Source organism: Rhodococcus sp. 008 (assembly GCF_001682295.1).
GTDB lineage: Bacteria > Actinomycetota > Actinomycetes > Mycobacteriales > Mycobacteriaceae > Rhodococcus_F > Rhodococcus_F qingshengii.
Window position 1 is genome coordinate 5,946,134 of record NZ_CP012749.1, and the last position, 17,926, is coordinate 5,964,059.

The 17,926-nt window shown below is 62.5% G+C and carries 24 protein-coding genes; 9 read left to right on the plus strand and 15 right to left on the minus strand.

The features are described 5' to 3' along the window. Window positions 1–68: 68 nt before the first annotated feature. From AOT96_RS27355 to AOT96_RS27370, 4 genes are all read right to left on the minus strand, one after another. Entirely contained in the window at window positions 69–575 is a 507-nt protein-coding gene (locus AOT96_RS27355; protein WP_228401044.1) for a GNAT family N-acetyltransferase, read from the minus strand. Between the two features lie 136 nt (window positions 576–711). Next, on the minus strand, window positions 712–1,995 hold the full coding sequence (locus tag AOT96_RS27360) for an IS256 family transposase (protein ID WP_065352562.1): 1,284 nt from the start codon (window positions 1,993–1,995) through the stop codon (window positions 712–714). Between the two features lie 81 nt (window positions 1,996–2,076). Next, the gene (locus AOT96_RS27365; RefSeq protein WP_065352563.1) at window positions 2,077–3,381 is read right to left on the minus strand and encodes an HNH endonuclease signature motif containing protein; all 1,305 of its coding nucleotides are present in this window, start codon (window positions 3,379–3,381) and stop codon (window positions 2,077–2,079) included. A gap of 48 nt (window positions 3,382–3,429) precedes the next feature. Next, complete coding sequence (locus AOT96_RS27370) at window positions 3,430–4,323, minus strand: dihydrodipicolinate synthase family protein (protein WP_065352564.1); 894 nt, start codon at window positions 4,321–4,323, stop codon at window positions 3,430–3,432. A 71-nt stretch (window positions 4,324–4,394) separates the two neighbouring features. Here AOT96_RS27370 and AOT96_RS27375 point away from each other — a divergent pair, with 71 nt between their 5' ends. Next, window positions 4,395–5,303: a LysR substrate-binding domain-containing protein gene (locus AOT96_RS27375; protein ID WP_065352565.1), complete on the plus strand. Its 909-nt coding sequence runs from the start codon at window positions 4,395–4,397 to the stop codon at window positions 5,301–5,303. Window positions 5,304–5,309: 6 nt separating this feature from the next. Here the strand turns inward: AOT96_RS27375 and nadC are convergent, their stop codons facing one another. Genes nadC through nadA form a run of 3 tightly spaced genes read right to left on the minus strand, consistent with a single transcriptional unit; the run spans window position 5,310 to window position 8,787 of the window. Continuing rightward, window positions 5,310–6,182 (minus strand): carboxylating nicotinate-nucleotide diphosphorylase, encoded by an 873-nt coding sequence (nadC, locus tag AOT96_RS27380; protein WP_003941805.1) that lies wholly within the window; start codon window positions 6,180–6,182, stop codon window positions 5,310–5,312. After that, window positions 6,182–7,753, minus strand: a complete 1,572-nt coding sequence (locus AOT96_RS27385; RefSeq protein WP_003941771.1) for an L-aspartate oxidase — start codon at window positions 7,751–7,753, stop codon at window positions 6,182–6,184. Before AOT96_RS27385 ends, nadC begins: the two co-directional genes overlap by 1 nt. Further along, window positions 7,750–8,787, minus strand: coding sequence for a quinolinate synthase NadA (gene nadA, locus AOT96_RS27390; RefSeq protein ID WP_065352952.1), 1,038 nt, complete (start codon window positions 8,785–8,787; stop codon window positions 7,750–7,752). The genes AOT96_RS27385 and nadA overlap by 4 nt, the downstream gene beginning before the upstream one ends. 102 nt (window positions 8,788–8,889) lie before the next feature. On the opposite strand from nadA, the gene AOT96_RS27395 reads away from it, so the two are divergent. Further along, window positions 8,890–9,618 carry an NUDIX hydrolase gene (locus AOT96_RS27395; RefSeq protein WP_007733069.1) on the plus strand — a complete coding sequence of 243 codons (729 nt, stop codon included), beginning with the start codon at window positions 8,890–8,892 and terminating at the stop codon, window positions 9,616–9,618. Between the two features lie 14 nt (window positions 9,619–9,632). Here the strand turns inward: AOT96_RS27395 and AOT96_RS27400 are convergent, their stop codons facing one another. Together AOT96_RS27400 and AOT96_RS27405 are read right to left on the minus strand one after the other, a co-directional pair. Continuing rightward, window positions 9,633–9,965: a hypothetical protein gene (locus AOT96_RS27400; protein ID WP_003941794.1), complete on the minus strand. Its 333-nt coding sequence runs from the start codon at window positions 9,963–9,965 to the stop codon at window positions 9,633–9,635. 109 nt (window positions 9,966–10,074) lie between these two features. After that, entirely contained in the window at window positions 10,075–10,677 is a 603-nt protein-coding gene (locus AOT96_RS27405) for a TetR/AcrR family transcriptional regulator (protein ID WP_058226962.1), read from the minus strand. An 83-nt stretch (window positions 10,678–10,760) separates the two neighbouring features. On the opposite strand from AOT96_RS27405, the gene AOT96_RS27410 reads away from it, so the two are divergent. Further along, on the plus strand, window positions 10,761–11,591 hold the full coding sequence (locus AOT96_RS27410; RefSeq protein ID WP_065352566.1) for an SDR family NAD(P)-dependent oxidoreductase: 831 nt from the start codon (window positions 10,761–10,763) through the stop codon (window positions 11,589–11,591). 11 nt (window positions 11,592–11,602) lie between these two features. On the opposite strand, the gene AOT96_RS27415 is transcribed toward AOT96_RS27410, so the two are convergent. Genes AOT96_RS27415 through bioB form a run of 3 tightly spaced genes read right to left on the minus strand, consistent with a single transcriptional unit; the run spans window position 11,603 to window position 13,439 of the window. Beyond that, the gene (locus AOT96_RS27415; RefSeq protein WP_007733080.1) at window positions 11,603–12,193 is read right to left on the minus strand and encodes a DUF2567 domain-containing protein; all 591 of its coding nucleotides are present in this window, start codon (window positions 12,191–12,193) and stop codon (window positions 11,603–11,605) included. Between the two features lie 11 nt (window positions 12,194–12,204). Next, window positions 12,205–12,429 (minus strand): biotin synthase auxiliary protein BsaP, encoded by a 225-nt coding sequence (bsaP, locus tag AOT96_RS27420; protein WP_030537095.1) that lies wholly within the window; start codon window positions 12,427–12,429, stop codon window positions 12,205–12,207. Next, on the minus strand, window positions 12,426–13,439 hold the full coding sequence (bioB, locus tag AOT96_RS27425) for a biotin synthase BioB (RefSeq protein WP_024487821.1): 1,014 nt from the start codon (window positions 13,437–13,439) through the stop codon (window positions 12,426–12,428). Before bioB ends, bsaP begins: the two co-directional genes overlap by 4 nt. 164 nt (window positions 13,440–13,603) lie before the next feature. Here bioB and AOT96_RS27430 point away from each other — a divergent pair, with 164 nt between their 5' ends. Next, window positions 13,604–14,260 (plus strand): TetR/AcrR family transcriptional regulator C-terminal domain-containing protein, encoded by a 657-nt coding sequence (locus AOT96_RS27430; protein WP_065352567.1) that lies wholly within the window; start codon window positions 13,604–13,606, stop codon window positions 14,258–14,260. Here the strand turns inward: AOT96_RS27430 and AOT96_RS27435 are convergent. Beyond that, window positions 14,246–14,566 carry an AzlD domain-containing protein gene (locus tag AOT96_RS27435; protein ID WP_065352568.1) on the minus strand — a complete coding sequence of 107 codons (321 nt, stop codon included), beginning with the start codon at window positions 14,564–14,566 and terminating at the stop codon, window positions 14,246–14,248. The two genes, AOT96_RS27430 and AOT96_RS27435, sit on opposite strands and share 15 nt — an antisense overlap. Next, complete coding sequence (locus AOT96_RS27440) at window positions 14,563–15,276, minus strand: AzlC family ABC transporter permease (RefSeq protein ID WP_065352953.1); 714 nt, start codon at window positions 15,274–15,276, stop codon at window positions 14,563–14,565. The genes AOT96_RS27435 and AOT96_RS27440 overlap by 4 nt, the downstream gene beginning before the upstream one ends. A 64-nt stretch (window positions 15,277–15,340) precedes the next feature. On the opposite strand from AOT96_RS27440, the gene AOT96_RS27445 reads away from it, so the two are divergent. The 3 genes from AOT96_RS27445 (at window position 15,341) to AOT96_RS27455 (ending at window position 16,832) form a co-directional block, all read left to right on the plus strand. After that, on the plus strand, window positions 15,341–15,913 hold the full coding sequence (locus AOT96_RS27445) for a helix-turn-helix domain-containing protein (protein WP_047270126.1): 573 nt from the start codon (window positions 15,341–15,343) through the stop codon (window positions 15,911–15,913). A gap of 101 nt (window positions 15,914–16,014) precedes the next feature. Continuing rightward, on the plus strand, window positions 16,015–16,428 hold the full coding sequence (locus AOT96_RS27450; protein WP_003941719.1) for a VOC family protein: 414 nt from the start codon (window positions 16,015–16,017) through the stop codon (window positions 16,426–16,428). A gap of 29 nt (window positions 16,429–16,457) precedes the next feature. Further along, window positions 16,458–16,832, plus strand: a complete 375-nt coding sequence (locus AOT96_RS27455; RefSeq protein ID WP_030537100.1) for a VOC family protein — start codon at window positions 16,458–16,460, stop codon at window positions 16,830–16,832. A gap of 5 nt (window positions 16,833–16,837) precedes the next feature. On the opposite strand, the gene AOT96_RS35825 is transcribed toward AOT96_RS27455, so the two are convergent. Beyond that, on the minus strand, window positions 16,838–17,002 hold the full coding sequence (locus AOT96_RS35825) for a hypothetical protein (protein WP_003941708.1): 165 nt from the start codon (window positions 17,000–17,002) through the stop codon (window positions 16,838–16,840). A 288-nt stretch (window positions 17,003–17,290) separates the two neighbouring features. On the opposite strand from AOT96_RS35825, the gene AOT96_RS36380 reads away from it, so the two are divergent. Next, complete coding sequence (locus tag AOT96_RS36380) at window positions 17,291–17,419, plus strand: hypothetical protein (protein ID WP_003941742.1); 129 nt, start codon at window positions 17,291–17,293, stop codon at window positions 17,417–17,419. Then, entirely contained in the window at window positions 17,403–17,918 is a 516-nt protein-coding gene (locus AOT96_RS27460; RefSeq protein ID WP_030537101.1) for a tail fiber domain-containing protein, read from the plus strand. The genes AOT96_RS36380 and AOT96_RS27460 overlap by 17 nt, the downstream gene beginning before the upstream one ends. Window positions 17,919–17,926: the final 8 nt, after the last annotated feature.

Here is a 17,926-nt window from a genome sequence, read left to right on the forward strand (position 1 = left end):
TCCTGCCAACGATCGCGTCTCCAACCCTGGCGGCACTGGGAGCCGGCTGGAAAGTTGCTGTGAATGGCTCAGGTCAGGGAGCGCTCGAACAGCACGACGCTGAACCAACCGGTGTCGGCATCGTCTCCGAAGTCACGACGCCCTACCTCGGTAAAACCGGCGTCCAAGTAGTAGCGGCGCAACCGCACGTTGGTTTCTACACAATCGAGCCGCAGGTACTGCGCGTTCTCCTGCGCGGACCGTCGATGGGCCCAGACGAGTAAGCGTTCGCCCATCGAGGTTCCCGAGAATTCTCGATCGATGACCAATCCGTGCACGTAACCAGCACGCTCGTTCGAATCGGGCCAGACCACAGGGTCCGACCAGATCAACCGCAGGGCGCCGACAATCCTCGACTGCTCCCGGTCTCGCGCAACAAAGAACTCCCCTCTCGAAATCTGCTGCTCGACCTGCTCGACAGACACTTCACGCGGGCGCCACTGGATGATTCCGCGTTCTGCCAACCAGTCTTCTGCCGCATGCCGCAGCGCCAGAATCTCCGGCCCATCGGTCTCGACCGCTTGCACAACGTCCACAACCACCTCCCCCAAATCTGCAGCCGTTCACAACAACACGGCCTCCAGGCCCCAACCCGGGTGTATCTACGAGTTGAAGCCTATCGGCGTGAAGTTAGGGTCTGTCCAGAAAACGGTGTAATTGATTGGTTTCTAACTACTTTCGTCCGGCAGACAGCCGTCCGTCGAACGTTATCTCGAAGGCATTCAGTGCTGCCTTCCATCGGTTGGACCAGCGCCTGCGGGCGGTGCCTTTGGGATCGAGGCTCATGATGGCCAGATACACGCATTTCAAGGCCGCGGCCTCGGTCGGAAAGTGTCCACGGGCCTTGACAGCCCTGCGGATTCGAGCGTTGACACTCTCGATGGGGTTGGTCGTGTAAATGACCTGCCGGATGGCGTTGTCGAATTGTAGGAACGGCACGAACTCAGCCCAGGCGTTAGTCCAGAGCCTGATGATCGCGGGATAGCGTTTCTCCCATTTGTCACTGAACTCTGCGAATCGGTCGAGCGCGGCCTGCTCCGACGGAGCCGTGTAGACGGGTTTGAGGTCCTTGGCGATCTCGGACCAGTCCTTGCGGGAGGCATAGGCGTAGGTGTTACGGAGAAGATGGACCACACAAGTCTGCACGATGGTCTGTGGCCACACTTGCTCGATCGAGTCGGGTAGATGCTTGAGACCATCGCACACGACGATCAGAACATCCTGCACACCACGGTTTTTCAGCTCGGACAACACCCGAAGCCAGTACTTCGCTCCCTCCCCGTCGCCGTGCTCACCGACCCACAATCCGAGGATGTCGCGGGTGCCGTCGACAGTCACCCCCATCGCGACGTAGATCGGCCGGTTAGCGACGTTGCCCTCGCGAATCTTGACGTGGATGCAGTCGATGAACAACACCGGGTACACAGGATCCAACGGCCGGTTCTGCCACTCGGCCATGCCTTCCATCACCCGCTCGGTGATCGTCGAGATCGTCTGCTTGGACACATCAGCTCCGTACACCTCGGCCAGGTGTGCAGCGATCTCACCGGTCGTCAAACCCTTGGCCGACAATGAGATCACCATGTCCTCCACGCCCGACAGCCGACGCTGCCGCTTGGCCACGATCTTCGGCTCGAAGGAGGAATCCCGGTCACGGGGCACCTCGAGTTCGACCGGGCCGGCCTCGGTCAACACGTTCTTGGCTCGTCTGCCGTTGCGGGAGTTGCCGCTGCCCCTCCCTGCCGGGTCGCTCTTGCCGTATCCGAGGTGGTCGTCCATCTCGCCTTCGAGCGCGGACTCCACGACTAGCTTGGTCAGCTTCGACAGCAATCCACCATCTCCGGTCAACTGCAGCCCTTCGGCTCGCGCCTGCTCGACCAGCTCTTTGAGCCGCGCATCGCTGATACCCGGCTGAGCCGAGTTCGTCTCTGTCTCACGTTCAATCACGTCAGTCATAGTGGCGTATCTCCTTTCAGAGTTACACCGTTGTTCTTACAGTCCCTGAAGTTATGCGTCTGAACGGGTGTCACCACTCAGTCAGGTTTTGAATGTGGTGTTGGCCGGTCGCGGATGCTGCTGCGGGTCAATCGAGGGTGGCGGGATGAACCACGGTTTGTTGTCGACACCGATTCGGATTTCCCATTTCCCGACGAACCCGGATTTGCGGTGCATCAGCCGGTGGTGCGAACGGCACAGCAGGACCAGGTTGTTCATCACCGTCGGGCCGCCGTTCGCCCAGTGCCGGATATGGTGCGCATCAGTCCAGGCCGGTACACATGTGCAGCCGGGGAACGCGCAGCCTCTGTCCCGGGCGATCAACGCCACTCGCTGTTCGGCGGTGACCAATCGTTTTCCTGGTTGCGCATCCAACGGCGCGCCGTGACTGTCGAGCAGGACGGTGGACAGGAAACAATCACAGCCGAGGAGTCTGGTCTGCGACACGGACAGTGGTCCGAGCCAGGGCATGTGCCCGACATCAAGATCCGATACAGCCATTCCGTCATCAGAAGTGGAGGGTGTGGCGGCGCAGTCCCTATGCTCGGCCAGATCCCGCGCGTTGATGTGCACGTTCACGTGCGGGCGTTGACCACCATCGGTTCCGGTCTTGGCGCAATCGAGATAGCGGCGGATCAGTTCGGTGAACCCGTCCGCGGTCCGTTTCGCCGCCGACCGAGCATCGGGCGTCCCATCCGGTGCCGGGGTCGGCATCGTCAAATTCGACAACGCCGACAACAACATTTCACCGGTCAGGGCGTCGAAATCACCACGCACCACCACCCGGCCATTGAGCGTCGACGCGATCCGCAACTCATTGAGATCCACATCCTCGGCGGGCGGAATCTCATCCGATTCGAACAACCGCTCCAACGTCGCGATCACGTTCCGCACTTTCGTGGTCGTCGCTTCCACACCCGACGCAGCAGCCAACAACAGATCGATGCACTTCGGTAGCGCCTCCTCCGGCATGCCTTTAGGTGGTGATTCACAGAACGCCACGATCAACACGGCATGCTCGAAGGAGCAGTCCCCGCCATCGAACCGAGCCGAGACCGCCGGAAACGGCCGCAAAGCTGCACCCAGTGCGGCGATCTTCTTCCCGTCCCGAACCTGCAGCATCGTGTTGGCCGCCAACCAGGACCCCACACCGCGGCTGGCAATCACCTGATCATCCGGGCGCAACGAGAGTTCGTCGACCACGGCCACACGCACGGCTTCGAGACGCAGAATCTCCGCACTCGCTTCGACAGCAGCAGCGCGCAACTCGGCAGCAGTCAACTGCCACAGGCGTCCGCGCAACCCCACCGCAGAACCAGACACCACATCCGACAACAAGACACTCATTGAATCCCCCGATCCCCTCCCCAAACAATACTCGAACACCCGTTCGAGTCAAGAGTGGTAAACCTCGAGCGCCCGCGCTACCGATTCGTCACCCGCAGGTAGCAACGGCAGTCGAACATTGGGAGTCGGAATCTGTCCCAACGCATGCAATACGCCCTTGATCACAGTCGGGTTCGGTTCGGAAAACAGAGCTCCGGACAGCTTCGACAAACTCCGCCCGAGGTCACGGGCGCCGTCCACATCGCCACTGTCCCAAGCTTTTACCAAGCGGACGAACTCAGCGGTCGACACATGAGCGGACGCCAAGATGCCACCGGCCGCACCCAAGGCCAGAAAAGGCGCGAGAAACAGATCATCCCCCGCCAGTACGGCGAAGTCGCCTGGAAGGTCCGCGAAGAGTTCGACGGCAGCTGCGTCGATACCGCCCGCGGCATACTTCACACCAACAACCCCGGGCAAGGTACCCACCTCCTGCAAAGTGCCGCTGTCCAGATCGCACGCAGTCCGGTACGGCACGTGATAGACGATCAGCGACACTGGGCTCGACGACTGCAGATGCGCGAAATGCGCCACCACACCGGCTTTCGACGGCCTCGTGAAGGAGGGAACCGGCACCAACGCCGCCGAGACCTCAGGCCACCGTGCCAGCCTCCCGAGCGCCTGCGCACTGCCCGCCGTGTCGTTACTGCCCGCGCCGACGATCAACGTCGCACCTCTCGCACGGCACACATTCGCACAGATATCCAGAACGGTCACTCTCTCCTGTTCGGTGAGTGTTGCGGCTTCCGCTGTAGTCCCCAGCGCAACGAGTCCGACCGCACCCTCGGAGAGGACCTGGTGCGCAAGCTGTTCGAGTGCATCGGTTGCAATACGACCGTCGCTCTCGAAGGGCGTGATCAGTGGAACATGGATTCCGGCCAGGTCAACTCGAGTCGTAGTCATAGAACTCAGCCTCACCGAACAAACCTTGTAGGTCTAGTTCGCATTTCCATCGTCGAGCGTAAGCTGAGCTGATGCTCGATGTTCGCCGACTGAAGCTCTTGCGCGAACTAGCGCTGCGCGGAACCATCGTTGCCGTTGCCGAGGCGCTGTCGTTCAGCCCCTCCGCGGTGTCACAGCAGTTGGCCGTCCTCGAACATGAAGCCGGCGTGCCGCTGCTGGAACGAACAGGCCGTCGCGTCCGACTCACACCCGCCGGTGAGAACCTCGCACGTCATGCCGAAGCCATCCTGCAACGCCTGGAGCAGGCGTCAGGTGAATTGGTCGACGCACGTCGTGGACTGGCGGGGCCGCTGCGCATCGGAACGTTCCCGACCGCGGCACGGGCGATCCTCCCGGCGGCATTGATCGCCCTGTCTCGCGAGCATCCCGGGTTGGAACCGATGGTTTCGGAGATCGACCCGGCGGACGTCGCCGACGACCTACGAGCTGGGACTCTGGACTTGGCGTTGATTCACGACTACGACTTCGTCCCTCGCCCCACCGAACCGGGCCTGACGACATTGCCGCTGTGCAGCGAAGCCGTGTACCTCGCATCGAGTGACATCGAGTCAGATCCCCACGACGCTGTCGCATCGCTGACCGACTGCGTAGAACGTCCCTGGATTACCGCAATTCCCGGAACTGCTTGTCATGCAATGACTATTCGCGCATGCCATGCAGCTGGATTCACCCCGAAAGTGCGACACCACATCGACGAGTTCGCCACCGTTCTCGCCCTCGTCGCTGCGGGACAGGGTGTTTCGCTGGTTCCTGAACTCGGAGCAATCCATCCGCCGCTAGGTGTGCGCCTGACGCCGATGCCCATTCGACGAAGGACCAAGATTGCACACCGAGCGGGCTCCGACGCTCACCCGGCGGTCGCAACCGTGACAAACGCGCTTCGCTCGGCCGTCCCGCAACTGCTGGACGCCGAGCAATAGCGACACCTACATGTCGAGCCCGAGGTCGAGGACCGTCACCGAGTGCGTCAAGGCACCGACAGCGAGGTAGTCGACGCCGGTTCGGGCGTACTCTGCGGCAACGTCGATGGTGAGACCACCGGATGACTCGAGTTTGGTTTCTGGAGCAACAGCGTCTCGGCGCTGGACCGCGATCTGCGTCTGCCACAGCGGGAAGTTGTCCAGCAGAACAAGTTCCACGTTCTCCGCCAGCACCTGATCGAGCTGAGTGAGGTTGTCGACCTCAACTTCGCACTCGATGTCCGGGGCGAGCTCACGGACCGCACGAAGTGCTGCGACCACCGAACCGGCAGCAGCAACATGGTTGTCCTTGATCAACGCCGCGTCGCCCAATCCCATACGGTGGTTGACGCCTCCGCCCACGTGGACTGCATATTTCTGCAGAGAACGCAGTCCGGGCAGCGTCTTTCGGCTGTCCCGCACTTTGGCATGAGTGCCGGCAATGGCGTCGACCCACTGTGATGTCGCCGTGGCGATTCCCGAGAGATGGCAGACGAGGTTGAGCATCGTGCGCTCTGCCGTGAGAAGTCCGCGGGTGGGCGCGACAACGGTGAGCACCGATTGACCTGGCGCAACCCGAGTTCCGTCGGCCACCCGATCAACGACCTCGTAGTTACCCGCGCCGATCACCTCGTCGAGAACAAGCAGTCCGACGTCGATGCCGGCGACAGTACCCGAGGAGCGTGAGACGACCGACGCCTTCGCGACCGCATCGGCGGGAACCGTTGCGGTAGAAGTGATGTCGGGTCCATAGCGCAGATCCTCGTCCAGAGCGAGCCTGACCAAGGTGAGCAGCTCGTCACGGTCGAGCGGCGCGGGCAGGATCTTCTGCTCGGTCATCAATGAACTCCTGTCAACAACATGTCGGGTATTTCGAGCGCTCCATCGGCACCCATCTTGATCCGAGTGCTGCGACGCTGATTCGGATCTGTTTCAGGATAGTCGGTGCGGGTATGGCAGCCACGGCTCTCGGTTCGCGCCACGGCCACGTCGACCAATGCAGTCGCGGTCAACGTGAGCGCCGCGTCTTCGAGGTCCGGAGCAGCCACCGCCACTGTCTGTTCGGCGTCGGCAAGCGCGGCTCGCGCAATCTGGAGACCGCCTCCGTCGCGAACCACCGACGCGTGTGCCGTCATGACGGACTGCACGGTCTCTCGCGGCAGGATCGGCATCGGCTTGCGCACCACGTTGACCACTTCGGCATGAACCTCGCGACGCTCGGCAGCTGCGATTCCTGCACGCTCCCCGACTACCAAACCCTCGAGAAGGCTGTTGGACGCAAGACGATTCGCGCCGTGCAATCCCGTGCGAGCCACTTCGCCTGCTGCGTAGAGACCAGGCACTCCCGTTCGTCCATGGACGTCGGTGGCGACTCCGCCGCACGAATAGTGCGCGGCCGGAGCGACCGGAATTAATTGGGTGCGTGGATCGATGCCCGCTTCGAGGCAGGACGCCGTGATGGTCGGGAATCTCGAATCGAAACCGTCGAGCTTGCGAGCGTCGAGATAGACGTGATCAGTGCCGAGATCGCGTAGGCGTGCTGCGATTGCCCTCGAGACCACGTCACGCGGGGCGAGATCACCCAGCGGATGAACACCTGCGGTGACCGAATCACCGTTGGTGTCGACAAGAATCGCGCCCTCGCCGCGGACCGCCTCACTGATCAGGGGTCGGCGGCCTACCCCGCCCGGAGTGAAGAGCACCGTCGGATGGAACTGAACGAACTCCAGGTCCGCAATCGCCGCACCGGCTTCGAGTGCCAACGCGATTCCGTCGGCAGTCGCTCCGGGCGGATTTGTGCTGCAGGCATACAGCTGACCGAGTCCGCCGGTAGCGAGCAGCACCGCGGGCGCATGGATCACTCCGAGGCCTTCCGGCGAGGAGACGATGAGTCCGCACACCCCACGCCGGTTGGTCACCACCTGGACTGCCGCTGCACCGAACAGAACGGGGAGCCCGGCAGCATTGAGAGCCCGCTGCACTTCCGCGCCAGTGGCGTCGCCGCCGGCATGGATGATCCGACGCGTGCTGTGCCCACCCTCGCGGGTGCGCGACACCTCGCCGTCTCGCCCGCGATCGAAGACCGCTCCCAACGCGGCCAGCGCAGCAACAGCGTCGTGACCAGCTTCGACGATGGAATAGACGGCTTCCTCGTCGCACAAACCGACGCCGGCCTCACACGTATCCGAAACGTGCGACTCGACGGAATCCGTATTCAGATCGTCGACGACCGCGATGCCGCCCTGCGCGTACTGAGTCGCGGTGTCCGTCGGACCGCCCTTGCTGACCGTGAGTACTTTCAGTCCCCGCAGAGAAGCGGTGCGCGCAGCGGTGAGGCCCGCGACACCGCCTCCCACGACGACCAGGTCGGCATGAGCCTCCCAGGCGAAACGCCCGGCAGGGCTGGTCACTCGCCGCCGCCCGGATTACCGATCTCGATCATGCGCTGCACCGACTTCTGTGCACGCCTGGCCATCTCGAGATCGACGTGGACCTCGTCCTTGCCCTCGAGAAGGCAGCGAAGCAACGCGGCAGGCGTGATCATCTTCATGTACGGGCACGACGCGCGGTCGTTGACGGCCTGGAAATCGACGTCGGGCGCTGCCTTGCGCAACTGGTGCAGCATCCCGATCTCGGTCGCGACCAGAACCTGTTTGCTCTTGGTGACGCGGGCAGCGTCGAGCATTCCGCCGGTAGAGAGAATCTTGACCTTGTCCGCGGGGACCGCGCCTTCACCGGCTAGGTACAGAGCCGAAGTAGCGCAACCACATTCAGGGTGCACGAACAGCTCGGCGTCCGGGTGCGACTTGGACTTGGCCGTCAGCTCCTCACCGTTGATGCCGGCGTGCACGTGGCACTCACCAGCCCAGATCTGCATGTTGGTACGGCCCGTCACGCGCTTGACGTGCGCTCCCAGGAACTGGTCCGGCAGGAACAGAACCTCGCGGTCGGGATCGATCGAGTTGACCACGTCGACGGCATTGGACGAGGTGCAGCAGATGTCGGTGAGACCCTTCACCTCTGCGGTTGTGTTCACGTACGACACCACCAGCGCGTTCGGGTTGTCGGCCTTCCACTCACGAAGCTGCTCGGCATTGATCGAGTCGGCCAGAGAGCAGCCGGCTCGCTCGTCCGGGATCAGCACGGTCTTGGACGGCGACAGGATCTTCGCGGTCTCGGCCATGAAGTGCACACCGCAGAAGACAATCGTGTCCTCGGGCGCCTCGGCAGCGATTCGCGACAGCGCCAGGGAGTCACCGACATGATCAGCGACGTCCTGAATCGCAGGCAGCTGGTAGTTGTGCGCAAGAATCGTCGCGCCGCGTTCGCGAGCCAGACGTTTGATCTCGGCGGCCCACTCGGGGGTCGCTTCGACTCCGTTGTATCCGCCGGGGCCGTCGTGAATCTGCGAGGCCGATCCCTCCCATAACGTCGTGGTCGTCATGGCGTTCTCCTTCACCGTGAACCCGGGCTCGTCACCCAGTTCAAATCCGGACGGGCTGGCCCGGATTTCCGTATTCGAGGTTTTCGACTTAGGATCGAAAACGTGCCCAATAGTAACACCACCCACGAAGTGCTTGCAGCGGTGTTCCAAGTTCGCACCTTCCCCGCAAGCATCGCCGCAGGTGACGGCGATCACTGCCCGCAAGGGCGTGAAGAGTTGGCCGTGCTGCTGTGGCAGCGTGCACTCAACCCACAGAAGGGCACGTGGTCCCTGCCCGGGGGCACTTTGCGCGACGACGAGGACCTGACGACCTCCGCTCGACGACTCCTCGCCGAGAAGGTCGACCTACGAAAGGTCGCCCACCTCGAACAGCTCTCCGTCTTCAGTGATCCACAGCGCGTGCCGGGTCCGCGCCGCATCGCGTCGACCTTCCTCGGACTCGTTCCCCTCAGCGCCGACCCACAACTGCCACCGGACACGGCCTGGCACCCGGTTTCGAAGTTGCCGGAGATGTCGTTCGACCACGGAACCGTCGTACGGCACGCGCGCAATCGACTTGCCGCGAAACTCTCGTACACCAACATCGCATTCGGGCTGGCCCCGGAAGAGTTCGCGATGTCGACACTGCGCGAAATCTACTGCGCTGCCCTCGGTTACCAGGTCGATGCCACCAACTTGCAACGCGTGCTGGGGCGTCGAGGCGTTCTGACTCCCACCGGCAACACCGCACCGTCCGGCAAGTCGGGTGGACGTCCACCCGCCCTGTACCGTTTCACCGACTCCACCTTGCGGGTCACCGACGAATTCGCCGCACTACGGCCGCCAAGCTGACACCGATCGCACTGTCAGGCAACAGCTTCGAGACTTCCGCGCTGCAACCACACCGAGGTCACGGCGCCGGCCGGATCGATGACCCGGTTGATTACACCGAACCGAGTCGTCACCCGATCGAGAATCCGATCGGCCTGCCAACGATCCGTCGGATCGGCGACAATCGCAAAGAAGCGATGGGCAGGTTTTCCCGCCATGACGCGAACCAATTCGGTGACCGTCCGCGCCGTGACCGCCACGCTCCAACCAGCGTCGAGAAACTCGGCGGCCGTGCGCGCACCGTGCTCGAATCCGATGTCCGTGACAAGTACAACTCCCCTGTTGGGGGCGATCTCTGAAACACTCATTGCCGAACCTCCACTCGGAATCAAACTTCTTGACTCCTATGTAAGTCCGCAATCTTGTGCTTCCCTTGTGCTGGTTCTGTGAGAACTCTGGGGAATTGCGCGCCCCACCTCAGACAGCCCTGGAAAGGCCCGCCCAGAAGACCGTCGAGGCCGCGTTCACCACCTCACCCACCGGCACGTCGCCCAACATTCCGCCCGCAGCAAGCGTCGCGACGCCGTGGAACGTCGCAAAGGCAACCAGCGCAATGCTTTCCGGATCACCGGCGGCAATGTCACCTGCGGCCTGAGCCTCCGACACGAGCCGGACGGTCAGGTCCATCGTCGCGTGCCCCGCGTTGACGACAGTTTCGGCGGCGCCCGGCGCATGCTTGTTGCTGTACATCAGAGAGAGCAGGCCCGGATGCCCCAGCGCAAAATCCACGTAGGCATTGGCGAGCGAGGAGAACCGGGCCCTCGCGGTCGGTGGAGCATCCGCGACTGCCCGCTCGAGCGCACCGGTCATCCGATGGAATCCACTTTCGGCCAAGGCATCGAGCAAAGCCTGGCGATCACGAAAGTGCTTGCCCGGAGCCGCGTGGCTCACGCCCGCCTCACGCGCGAGTTGCCTCAGCGACAACTTGTCGACGCCATCTCGTTCGAGTGTTGCTTCGGCCGACGCCAGGAGTTCCTGTCGCAGGCTGCCGTGATGATACGGCTGTTCGTGGGCGGGCATGGTGGCACCATATCAAAATGTTGTCATTGACAACTATGGTGTCAGTGCCTACATTTGGGATCACCCGAACCGAAGGAGCCACCATGGCCATCGACGTAGCCGGAACCACCGTCCTCATCACCGGAGCCAGCGCTGGGCTCGGAGTGGAATTCGCTCATCGCTTTGCCGCTCGCGGCGCAAACCTGGTTCTGGTCGCCAGGCGGGCCGACCGCCTCGAGGCACTCGCCACCGAACTCCGTGGCGCCCACGGCATCATCGTGACAGTCCTGCCCGCCGACCTGGCCGCACCCGGCGTCGGTGCATCGCTGCACCAGGAGCTGACAAACCGTGGCATCACCGTCGACTCGCTGATCAACAACGCCGGATTCGGAACACATGGGGCATTCGTGGACGAAGATCTCGAGCGCGTCACGTCCGAGATTCAGCTCAACATCGCCACGTTGGTCGAGCTGACACACACATTCCTGCCCGACCTTCTCACCGGCCGCGGAGCACTGGTCAACGTCGCCAGCACAGCGTCGTTCCAGCCGACACCGGGCATGGCCGTCTACGGCGCGTCCAAGGCGTTCGTACTCAACTTCACCGAAGCACTCTGGGCCGAAGCTCGCGGCAGCGGATTGACTGTATTGGCGGTGTGCCCCGGTCCGACGCGCACCGAGTTCTTCGACGTAGTCGGCTCCGAAGACGCGGCGGTCGGGCGAATGCAGACGGCAACTCAGGTGGTGGACACCGCTTTCCGAGCACTGGATCGACGCTACGCGCCGCCGACCGTCGTATCGGGACTGCCGAACTGGGTGTCCTCGATCAGCACTCGCTTCGCAACCCGCCGGTTGGGCGCGCTGATTTCCGGGCGACTGTTGGGTGACGTGCGAATGAAAGCCGAAACCAAGCGCTCGTCGACCTCTGCGGCGTAGCGACGCAACAGTTACGGAAGTTTCGGCTGGCTTTCGACTTCGGCCTGTTCGGTGTCGGTGGCCGGATCCCCAGATTCCGGATCCCCGGATTCCGGGTGGTCCCCCACCCCGAGGTCGTCGTACGGATTGAGCACTGCAAGAACCAATGTCACGACGCACGCCGCGAGCGGCTGAAACAGAAGCACGAGCAAAGTTCCGACGTTCGGGGCCCGCGCAATGATCTCCCCGACCGCCGGATTGTCGGCCGTGGGGAAACGCAGTTTTGTCACGCCCGAACCCACGAGTGCCATCAGTCCGGTACCTGCCACTGAACCGACTATCAACCCGCCCAGGGCATAAGGACCTCGACTCAGGCGTGCCAACCAGGCCGCCACCGCCGACAGCACACCGACGATCAGTGCCAGCCAGATGAACACGGCGCTCGCGTCGAACTGATGAAGGCTCTCACCCGTCAACGCGACGCCGCGCCCCTCGGACACCACCAACAGGTGCTCGGCCGGAGCCAAGAACGCCCACAGCACACCGACGAGCACGCTCACGCCCGCAATGGTTGCGGCGATCACGATCGCGGTGCGCAGACGAATCTGCCGAAGAGAGATCACACAGAGTGACGCTACCTGCGGGCGACGTCGATCGAGTCGACGACACCGTGTCGGGAGCATTTCGCCCACCATCCGTCAGGGCTGACCTGAACGATCATGCGGCGCCCGCACTGCTCGCAGAAGCGAGGAGGCTCGAGCCCCATCGACGCCGCAGGCGGCGTCGGATCGTCGACGCCGTCGACGATCCGACGCCCGGTGAACGGGTTGTACCGCTCCTCGGTCACCGGAGTGCTCACAGAGTGTCGTTCAGTGCTTTGATCGGCATCTGCAGATCCACCAACAAATCCAGATCCTTCTCGGCGGGACGTCCGAGGGTCGTCAGATAGTTGCCGACGATCACGGCGTTGATTCCGCCGAGGATGCCCTGCTTGGCACCCAGGTCGCCGAGAGTGATCTCGCGTCCACCCGCGAAGCGCAAGATCGTGCGAGGCAGCGCGAGACGGAAAGCGGCCACGGACTTGAGCGCCTCGCTGGCGGGCAGCACGTCCAGATCACCGAACGGGGTGCCCGGACGCGGGTTGAGGAAGTTGAGCGGGACCTCGTCCGGCTCCAGTTCAGCCAGGTTGGCCGCGAATTCTGCGCGCTGCTCCAGCGATTCACCCATACCGAGGATTCCGCCGCAGCACACTTCCATGCCTGCTTCGCGAACCATCCGAAGCGTGTTCCACCGCTCTTCCCACGAGTGCGTGGTCACGACGTTCGGGAAATGCGACTTCGAAGTTTCCAAGTTGTGGTTGTACCGGTGCACACCCATGGCGGCCAGTTGGTCGACCTGCTCCTGGGTGAGCATGCCGAGCGAGCAGGCGATCTGGATGTCGACCTCGTTGCGGATCGCCTCGATGCCTGCGGCAACCTGAGCGAGCAACCGGGCGTCGGGTCCGCGGACGGCGGCCACGATGCAGAACTCGGTAGCGCCCGACTTCGCAGTCTGCTTGGCAGCTTCCACCAAGCTCGGGATGTCCAACCACGCCGCGCGAACCGGCGACTGGAAGAGTCCGGACTGCGAGCAGAAATGGCAGTCCTCAGGGCAGCCGCCCGTCTTCAGGCTGATGATGCCCTCGACCTCGACCTCCGGTCCACACCACTTCATACGCACATCGTGGGCGAGAGCCAGCAGGTCTTCGAGCCTGTCGTCGTCGAGTCGGAGTACGTCGAGCACCTGGCTTTCGGTCAGGCCAACTCCTCTTTCGAGAACTTGCTCGCGCGCCTGGTCGAGGATGTCGACCGTCGCAGGGGCCGTGCTAATCGGGGGCGGGGTCACAGACGTCTCCTTCGAAACCAGCAAAATTGAACACCGTACAAGTTGAACGGTGTTCACGTTAGAGACGTGGTGGAATACTGTCAAAGGCGGGTCCGATCGACATCCGATCGCGAGCGGTCCACAGCGGGACGAAACGAGGGGAACGACAAGTGCAGTTGCGACGCGGCGACGTGCTGGACGGCGCCATGGCGATACTCGACGAGTTCGGACTTGCCGACCTCACGATGCGCAGGCTCGCAACCTCACTAGGCGTCCAACCCGGCGCCCTGTACTGGCACTTCCCGAACAAGCAGACCTTGCTCGGCGCGGTCGTCGATAAGATCCTCGAAGACCTCGACGCCCCCGTCGACGCAGACACGTGGCAAGAAGCGTATTCCGAACTGGCACACAGACTTCGGTCTGCCCTACTGGCGCACCGCGACGGCGCCGAGTTGGTCAGCGCCACCTTCGCCTCGCGGATGACAAGCAGCAAGGTGCGCGAGCATTTCGTACAAGCCGGGCAAGAATCCGGTCTCTCACGCGAGCACGCCCAACTCGCGGCGTACGCCCTGCTGTACTACGTGCTCGGCCACACCGTCGACGAGCAGTCCCGAGCGCAGATGGAAGAAATGGGGGCACTGACCCGAGCACCCATTTCCCCCGACTCCCCCGAGGTGATCGGCGGCGGTTCCGACGAGGACCTCCTCGACGGCGATCCGACAGTGCGCTTCCAGTTCGGCCTGGACCTGTTCATCGACGGCATCCGCACTCGCCTGAATTCGACCACACATTCAACGCGCACCGAATCGGCTCTACGACACTCCTGACAGTCGGAGTACTGCAGTAGTGCCGGCCGCAACAACCACCACCATTACCAACGGCGCCTTGAACCAGGCGCAGATGCCTCCCGCCACCACGCCGAGCATCCGCGCCGGCCCCGCAACGTCATGCCCGGTGAAGACCGTCGATGTCGCAACCACTGCGAGCAGCAGCACCACGACAGCACGATCGAGGGTTTTCTCGGCAAAAACCGAAAGCTTCACCCGAGCGCGGAGCAGAACGCCACTTGCCCGCAAAGCGTAAGAACCGCAAGCGAACACGACAATACCGATCCAGACCGACGCGGTATTCATCGAACCTTCTCCCGGAACGGTATCGTCACCGCGATACTCAGCAGCGCAACGAGCGGAGCGGTACCCGACGGCAGGAACGGCGACGTGGCCACCGCGACTGCTGCACCGATCAGGGCGGCAAGCAGCGTCACCTTTTCCTTCAGCGCAGGCAGGACAAGGGCCAGAATGACAACCGGAAACGCGGCATCCAATCCCAACGCGCCGGGGTCTCGGACGACTCTGCCGAGCAGCCCGCCCAGGAGAGCTCCGATCGGCCACGACACCGCGATCCCGATCCCACAGAACCAGAAGGCCGCACGCTTCTGCTTCACCGAGCCCTGCGCCATGGCAACCGCGACGCTTTCGTCGTTGACCAGGTGCGCGCCGACCAACTTGCGCCAGCCCGAGCCCCTGCGCCAGCCTGAATCTTTGTAGCGATCCCTGCCGAGGAATGATCCTGCCGACATCCCATAGGCGAAGTTACGGGAGTTGATCAACAAGCCCGCCACAACAGCAGCGGTGGCACTGCCTCCGGCTGCGATGATTCCGATGAACAAGAACTCCGAAGACGCTCCCAGAACGAGTACAGCCAACGCCAAAAGCTGCCACAACGAGAATCCAGCCGATCCTGCCGTCACACCGTAGGACACACCGACGATGGCCACGGAGAGACAGATCAGCACGCTCACCCGAACCGTGTCTCGATCAACTGTTCGCCATAAAGAACGCATGTATTCTATGTTGAACGAAGTGACACCGTTCGTCAAGTAGAACGATCGATCGGAGAATCGAACGATGCCCAGTAATGAAACGGATACAGCGGAGACTCCTCAGAAACTGGTCGCCGTCGCACTCAAACGCGAACGTGCCCGAGCAGGCTTGAGCCTTTCGGAGGTCGCCCGGCGCGCCGATATCGCCAAGTCCACACTCTCCCAACTCGAATCCGGACTCGGAAATCCGAGCCTCGAAACACTTTGGGCACTCGGAAACGCATTGGGCGTGCCGTTCTCACAACTCGTCGACTCTCAGGCACAGACCGTTCAGTTGATTCGAGCCGGAGAAGGTCCGGCGATTGCGTCGGCAAACGCGTCGTACATCGCGACACTCTTGGCGCCGAGCCCACCGAACGCACGACGCGATCTGTATCGGATAGTCGCCGAACCGGGCGAGCCGCGTATTTCGACTCCGCATGCACGCGGCACCACCGAACACGTCGTGATCGGCACCGGACGGGCGCAGGTCGGGCCCACTGCAAATCCGATCGAACTCGGACCGGGCGACTATCTTGCTTATCCCGGCGACGAGGAGCACATCTTTCGGGCGCTCGAACCAGGGACGACAGCGATCTTGGTGTCGGAACACACCTGAGCCGCGATGAGTTTCGCCGCTGCGGGAAGTCTGTATCTGGGAGGTGATGTGGCCAGAGCCTCGATTGCCGACGACAGTAACGACCGACAGCAGGAGGACCCATGTCCGGATCCAGCATCAGCAGCATTTTGCTCTCGAGCACCGACCCCGAACGCTTGCGCGACTGGTACGCCGAGGCGTTCGCCCCGAAGGTCGACCGGACTCCCGGCGAACCCGGCTACGACGTGCTCGACTTCAACGGTTTCTACGTGATGCTCGACAGACGCGACGACGTCGGCGAGACCAACCCCCAGCCGGGTCGCATGTTCCTCAACGTCGAGACCGACGACGCCCGGTCGATCGCACAGCGCATCGATGCGCTCGGCGGAAACTGGCACGCTCCACTCGAAGACCGCGGGGGCAGTTTGTTCGCCACTGCGATCGACCCCGACGGAAACTACGTTCAGATCATCGAGTTCAGCGAGGAAGCCAGGGCCGAGATGGAATCCGGAATGACGGATTCCCAAACCACCTAGTCCGGCAACCGCTGGGAACGGAGATAGTCATGCTTACAGACACGAAAGCATTCAGCGGATTTTCGGTGACAGACATCGACTCTGCAAAGAAGTTCTACGGCGAAACACTCGGGTTGAAGGTAACCGACGGAGACATGGGACTGATTCGCCTACATCTTGCCGGCGGAACCGAGATCCTCGTTTATCCGAAGCCGAATCACGAAGCGGCGACCTACACGATTCTCAACTTCGTCGTCGACGACATCGACACAACCGTCGACCAACTGACCGCACGTGGCGTGGAGTTTCTCAAATACGACGGATTCCCCCAGGATGCGCGAGGCATCATGCGTGGCAACGGCCCCGACATCGCCTGGTTCACCGATCCCGCCGGCAATGTTCTGTCGGTGATCAAGGAGTCCTGACGCGCTTAACCGCTGAACAGCTGCGACTGCCGCTGTTCAGCGGTGTCGGTGTTGGAGCGTTCTGCTGCCGCAGTTTCACGCTCGGCAGCCAGTTGCTCGGCGCTTTTCGCGTCGACAACGGGCTCCGACGCGCTGAGGTCGGAAAACAAGCCACTGCTCGATTCGTTCACATGCCACCCTTTTGCCTGGTCATCGTTGCCGCGCGCAGATAAACCTGCGTTAGAGATCGGTCGATGGCTACTCAATTACTGCCGCCCGTACGGCGCCGACAAGACGCCGATGACTCAGCAGTTCTTCACCCAGTGTTGCACGCCTGTGTTTTCCACGAGAAATTCGGTCCAGACGGGTTGTCATCGCCCGCACGGCGGAGCAATGTGAAAGATGAGCGCGGAGCAGGTCGGCAGCACTTTCGTCGGACACCTGGCCCCTCAATTCACCGCACAATTTTTGGAGGAATCATGTTGGGAATTGCTTTGGGCCTCGGCAGCGCCGCTGTCGGAATCGGCCTCGGACTGCTCGGCGCAGGAGCGGGAATTCTGCTGAGCGACAAGACCGTCAAAACCGCACGACGTGAACTCACCGCCTGACGAGGGCGAGCGCACTGAATTTTTGGGCACTCGGGTCGGTATTCGGGTGAACGCCGCGATGCGACACCCCGCGCAGTGGGTGTTCGCACGGGCCGCGCATCGACGTGGCGTGCATACCGGCGTAGATGTTCCGACGAGCGCGCAGGACGTGCTCGACCGGTTGACGGCACTCCGAATAAGTACGTGGAGTTACGGATTCGACCACAAGTCGGTCCGTCACCTGGGTCCGATGGCGCAAGACTTTGCGGCGATTTTCGGCTTGGGATCCAACGCCCGCCGGATCTCCGCCGTCGACGCGAACGGCGTCTGCATGGCGAGCATCCAAGCGTTGAACCGCAAAATCAGTGCCCTCGAGACAGAAGTCAGTGCGCTCGAGAAGGACGTGAACAGACTGAGACGGGAAACGGGAGACACGAGCACGACTCGGAATGCATTGGAAACAAACAACAATCACATATCCACACCGCTCGACGAATTCGGTGGATCCACCGGTCTGTAGTTTGTTCG

Excerpts from the sequence above, each read along its gene's own strand:
- AOT96_RS27405 (WP_058226962.1), bottom strand. The coding sequence starts at position 10,677 with ATGCCCGCCCACGAACAGCCGTATCATCACGGCAGCCTGCGACAGGAA.
- AOT96_RS27400 (WP_003941794.1), bottom strand. The coding sequence starts at position 9,965 with ATGAGTGTTTCAGAGATCGCCCCCAACAGGGGAGTTGTACTTGTCACG.
- AOT96_RS27440 (WP_065352953.1), bottom strand. The coding sequence starts at position 15,276 with ATGCGTTCTTTATGGCGAACAGTTGATCGAGACACGGTTCGGGTGAGC.
- AOT96_RS27410 (WP_065352566.1), top strand. The coding sequence starts at position 10,761 with ATGGCCATCGACGTAGCCGGAACCACCGTCCTCATCACCGGAGCCAGC.
- nadA (WP_065352952.1), bottom strand. The coding sequence starts at position 8,787 with ATGACGACCACGACGTTATGGGAGGGATCGGCCTCGCAGATTCACGAC.
- AOT96_RS27450 (WP_003941719.1), top strand. The coding sequence starts at position 16,015 with ATGTCCGGATCCAGCATCAGCAGCATTTTGCTCTCGAGCACCGACCCC.
- AOT96_RS27360 (WP_065352562.1), bottom strand. The coding sequence starts at position 1,995 with ATGACTGACGTGATTGAACGTGAGACAGAGACGAACTCGGCTCAGCCG.
- AOT96_RS27455 (WP_030537100.1), top strand. The coding sequence starts at position 16,458 with ATGCTTACAGACACGAAAGCATTCAGCGGATTTTCGGTGACAGACATC.
- nadC (WP_003941805.1), bottom strand. The coding sequence starts at position 6,182 with ATGACCGAGCAGAAGATCCTGCCCGCGCCGCTCGACCGTGACGAGCTG.
- AOT96_RS36380 (WP_003941742.1), top strand. The coding sequence starts at position 17,291 with ATGTTGGGAATTGCTTTGGGCCTCGGCAGCGCCGCTGTCGGAATCGGC.
- AOT96_RS27435 (WP_065352568.1), bottom strand. The coding sequence starts at position 14,566 with ATGAATACCGCGTCGGTCTGGATCGGTATTGTCGTGTTCGCTTGCGGT.
- AOT96_RS27375 (WP_065352565.1), top strand. The coding sequence starts at position 4,395 with ATGCTCGATGTTCGCCGACTGAAGCTCTTGCGCGAACTAGCGCTGCGC.
- AOT96_RS27445 (WP_047270126.1), top strand. The coding sequence starts at position 15,341 with ATGCCCAGTAATGAAACGGATACAGCGGAGACTCCTCAGAAACTGGTC.
- AOT96_RS27365 (WP_065352563.1), bottom strand. The coding sequence starts at position 3,381 with ATGAGTGTCTTGTTGTCGGATGTGGTGTCTGGTTCTGCGGTGGGGTTG.
- AOT96_RS27370 (WP_065352564.1), bottom strand. The coding sequence starts at position 4,323 with ATGACTACGACTCGAGTTGACCTGGCCGGAATCCATGTTCCACTGATC.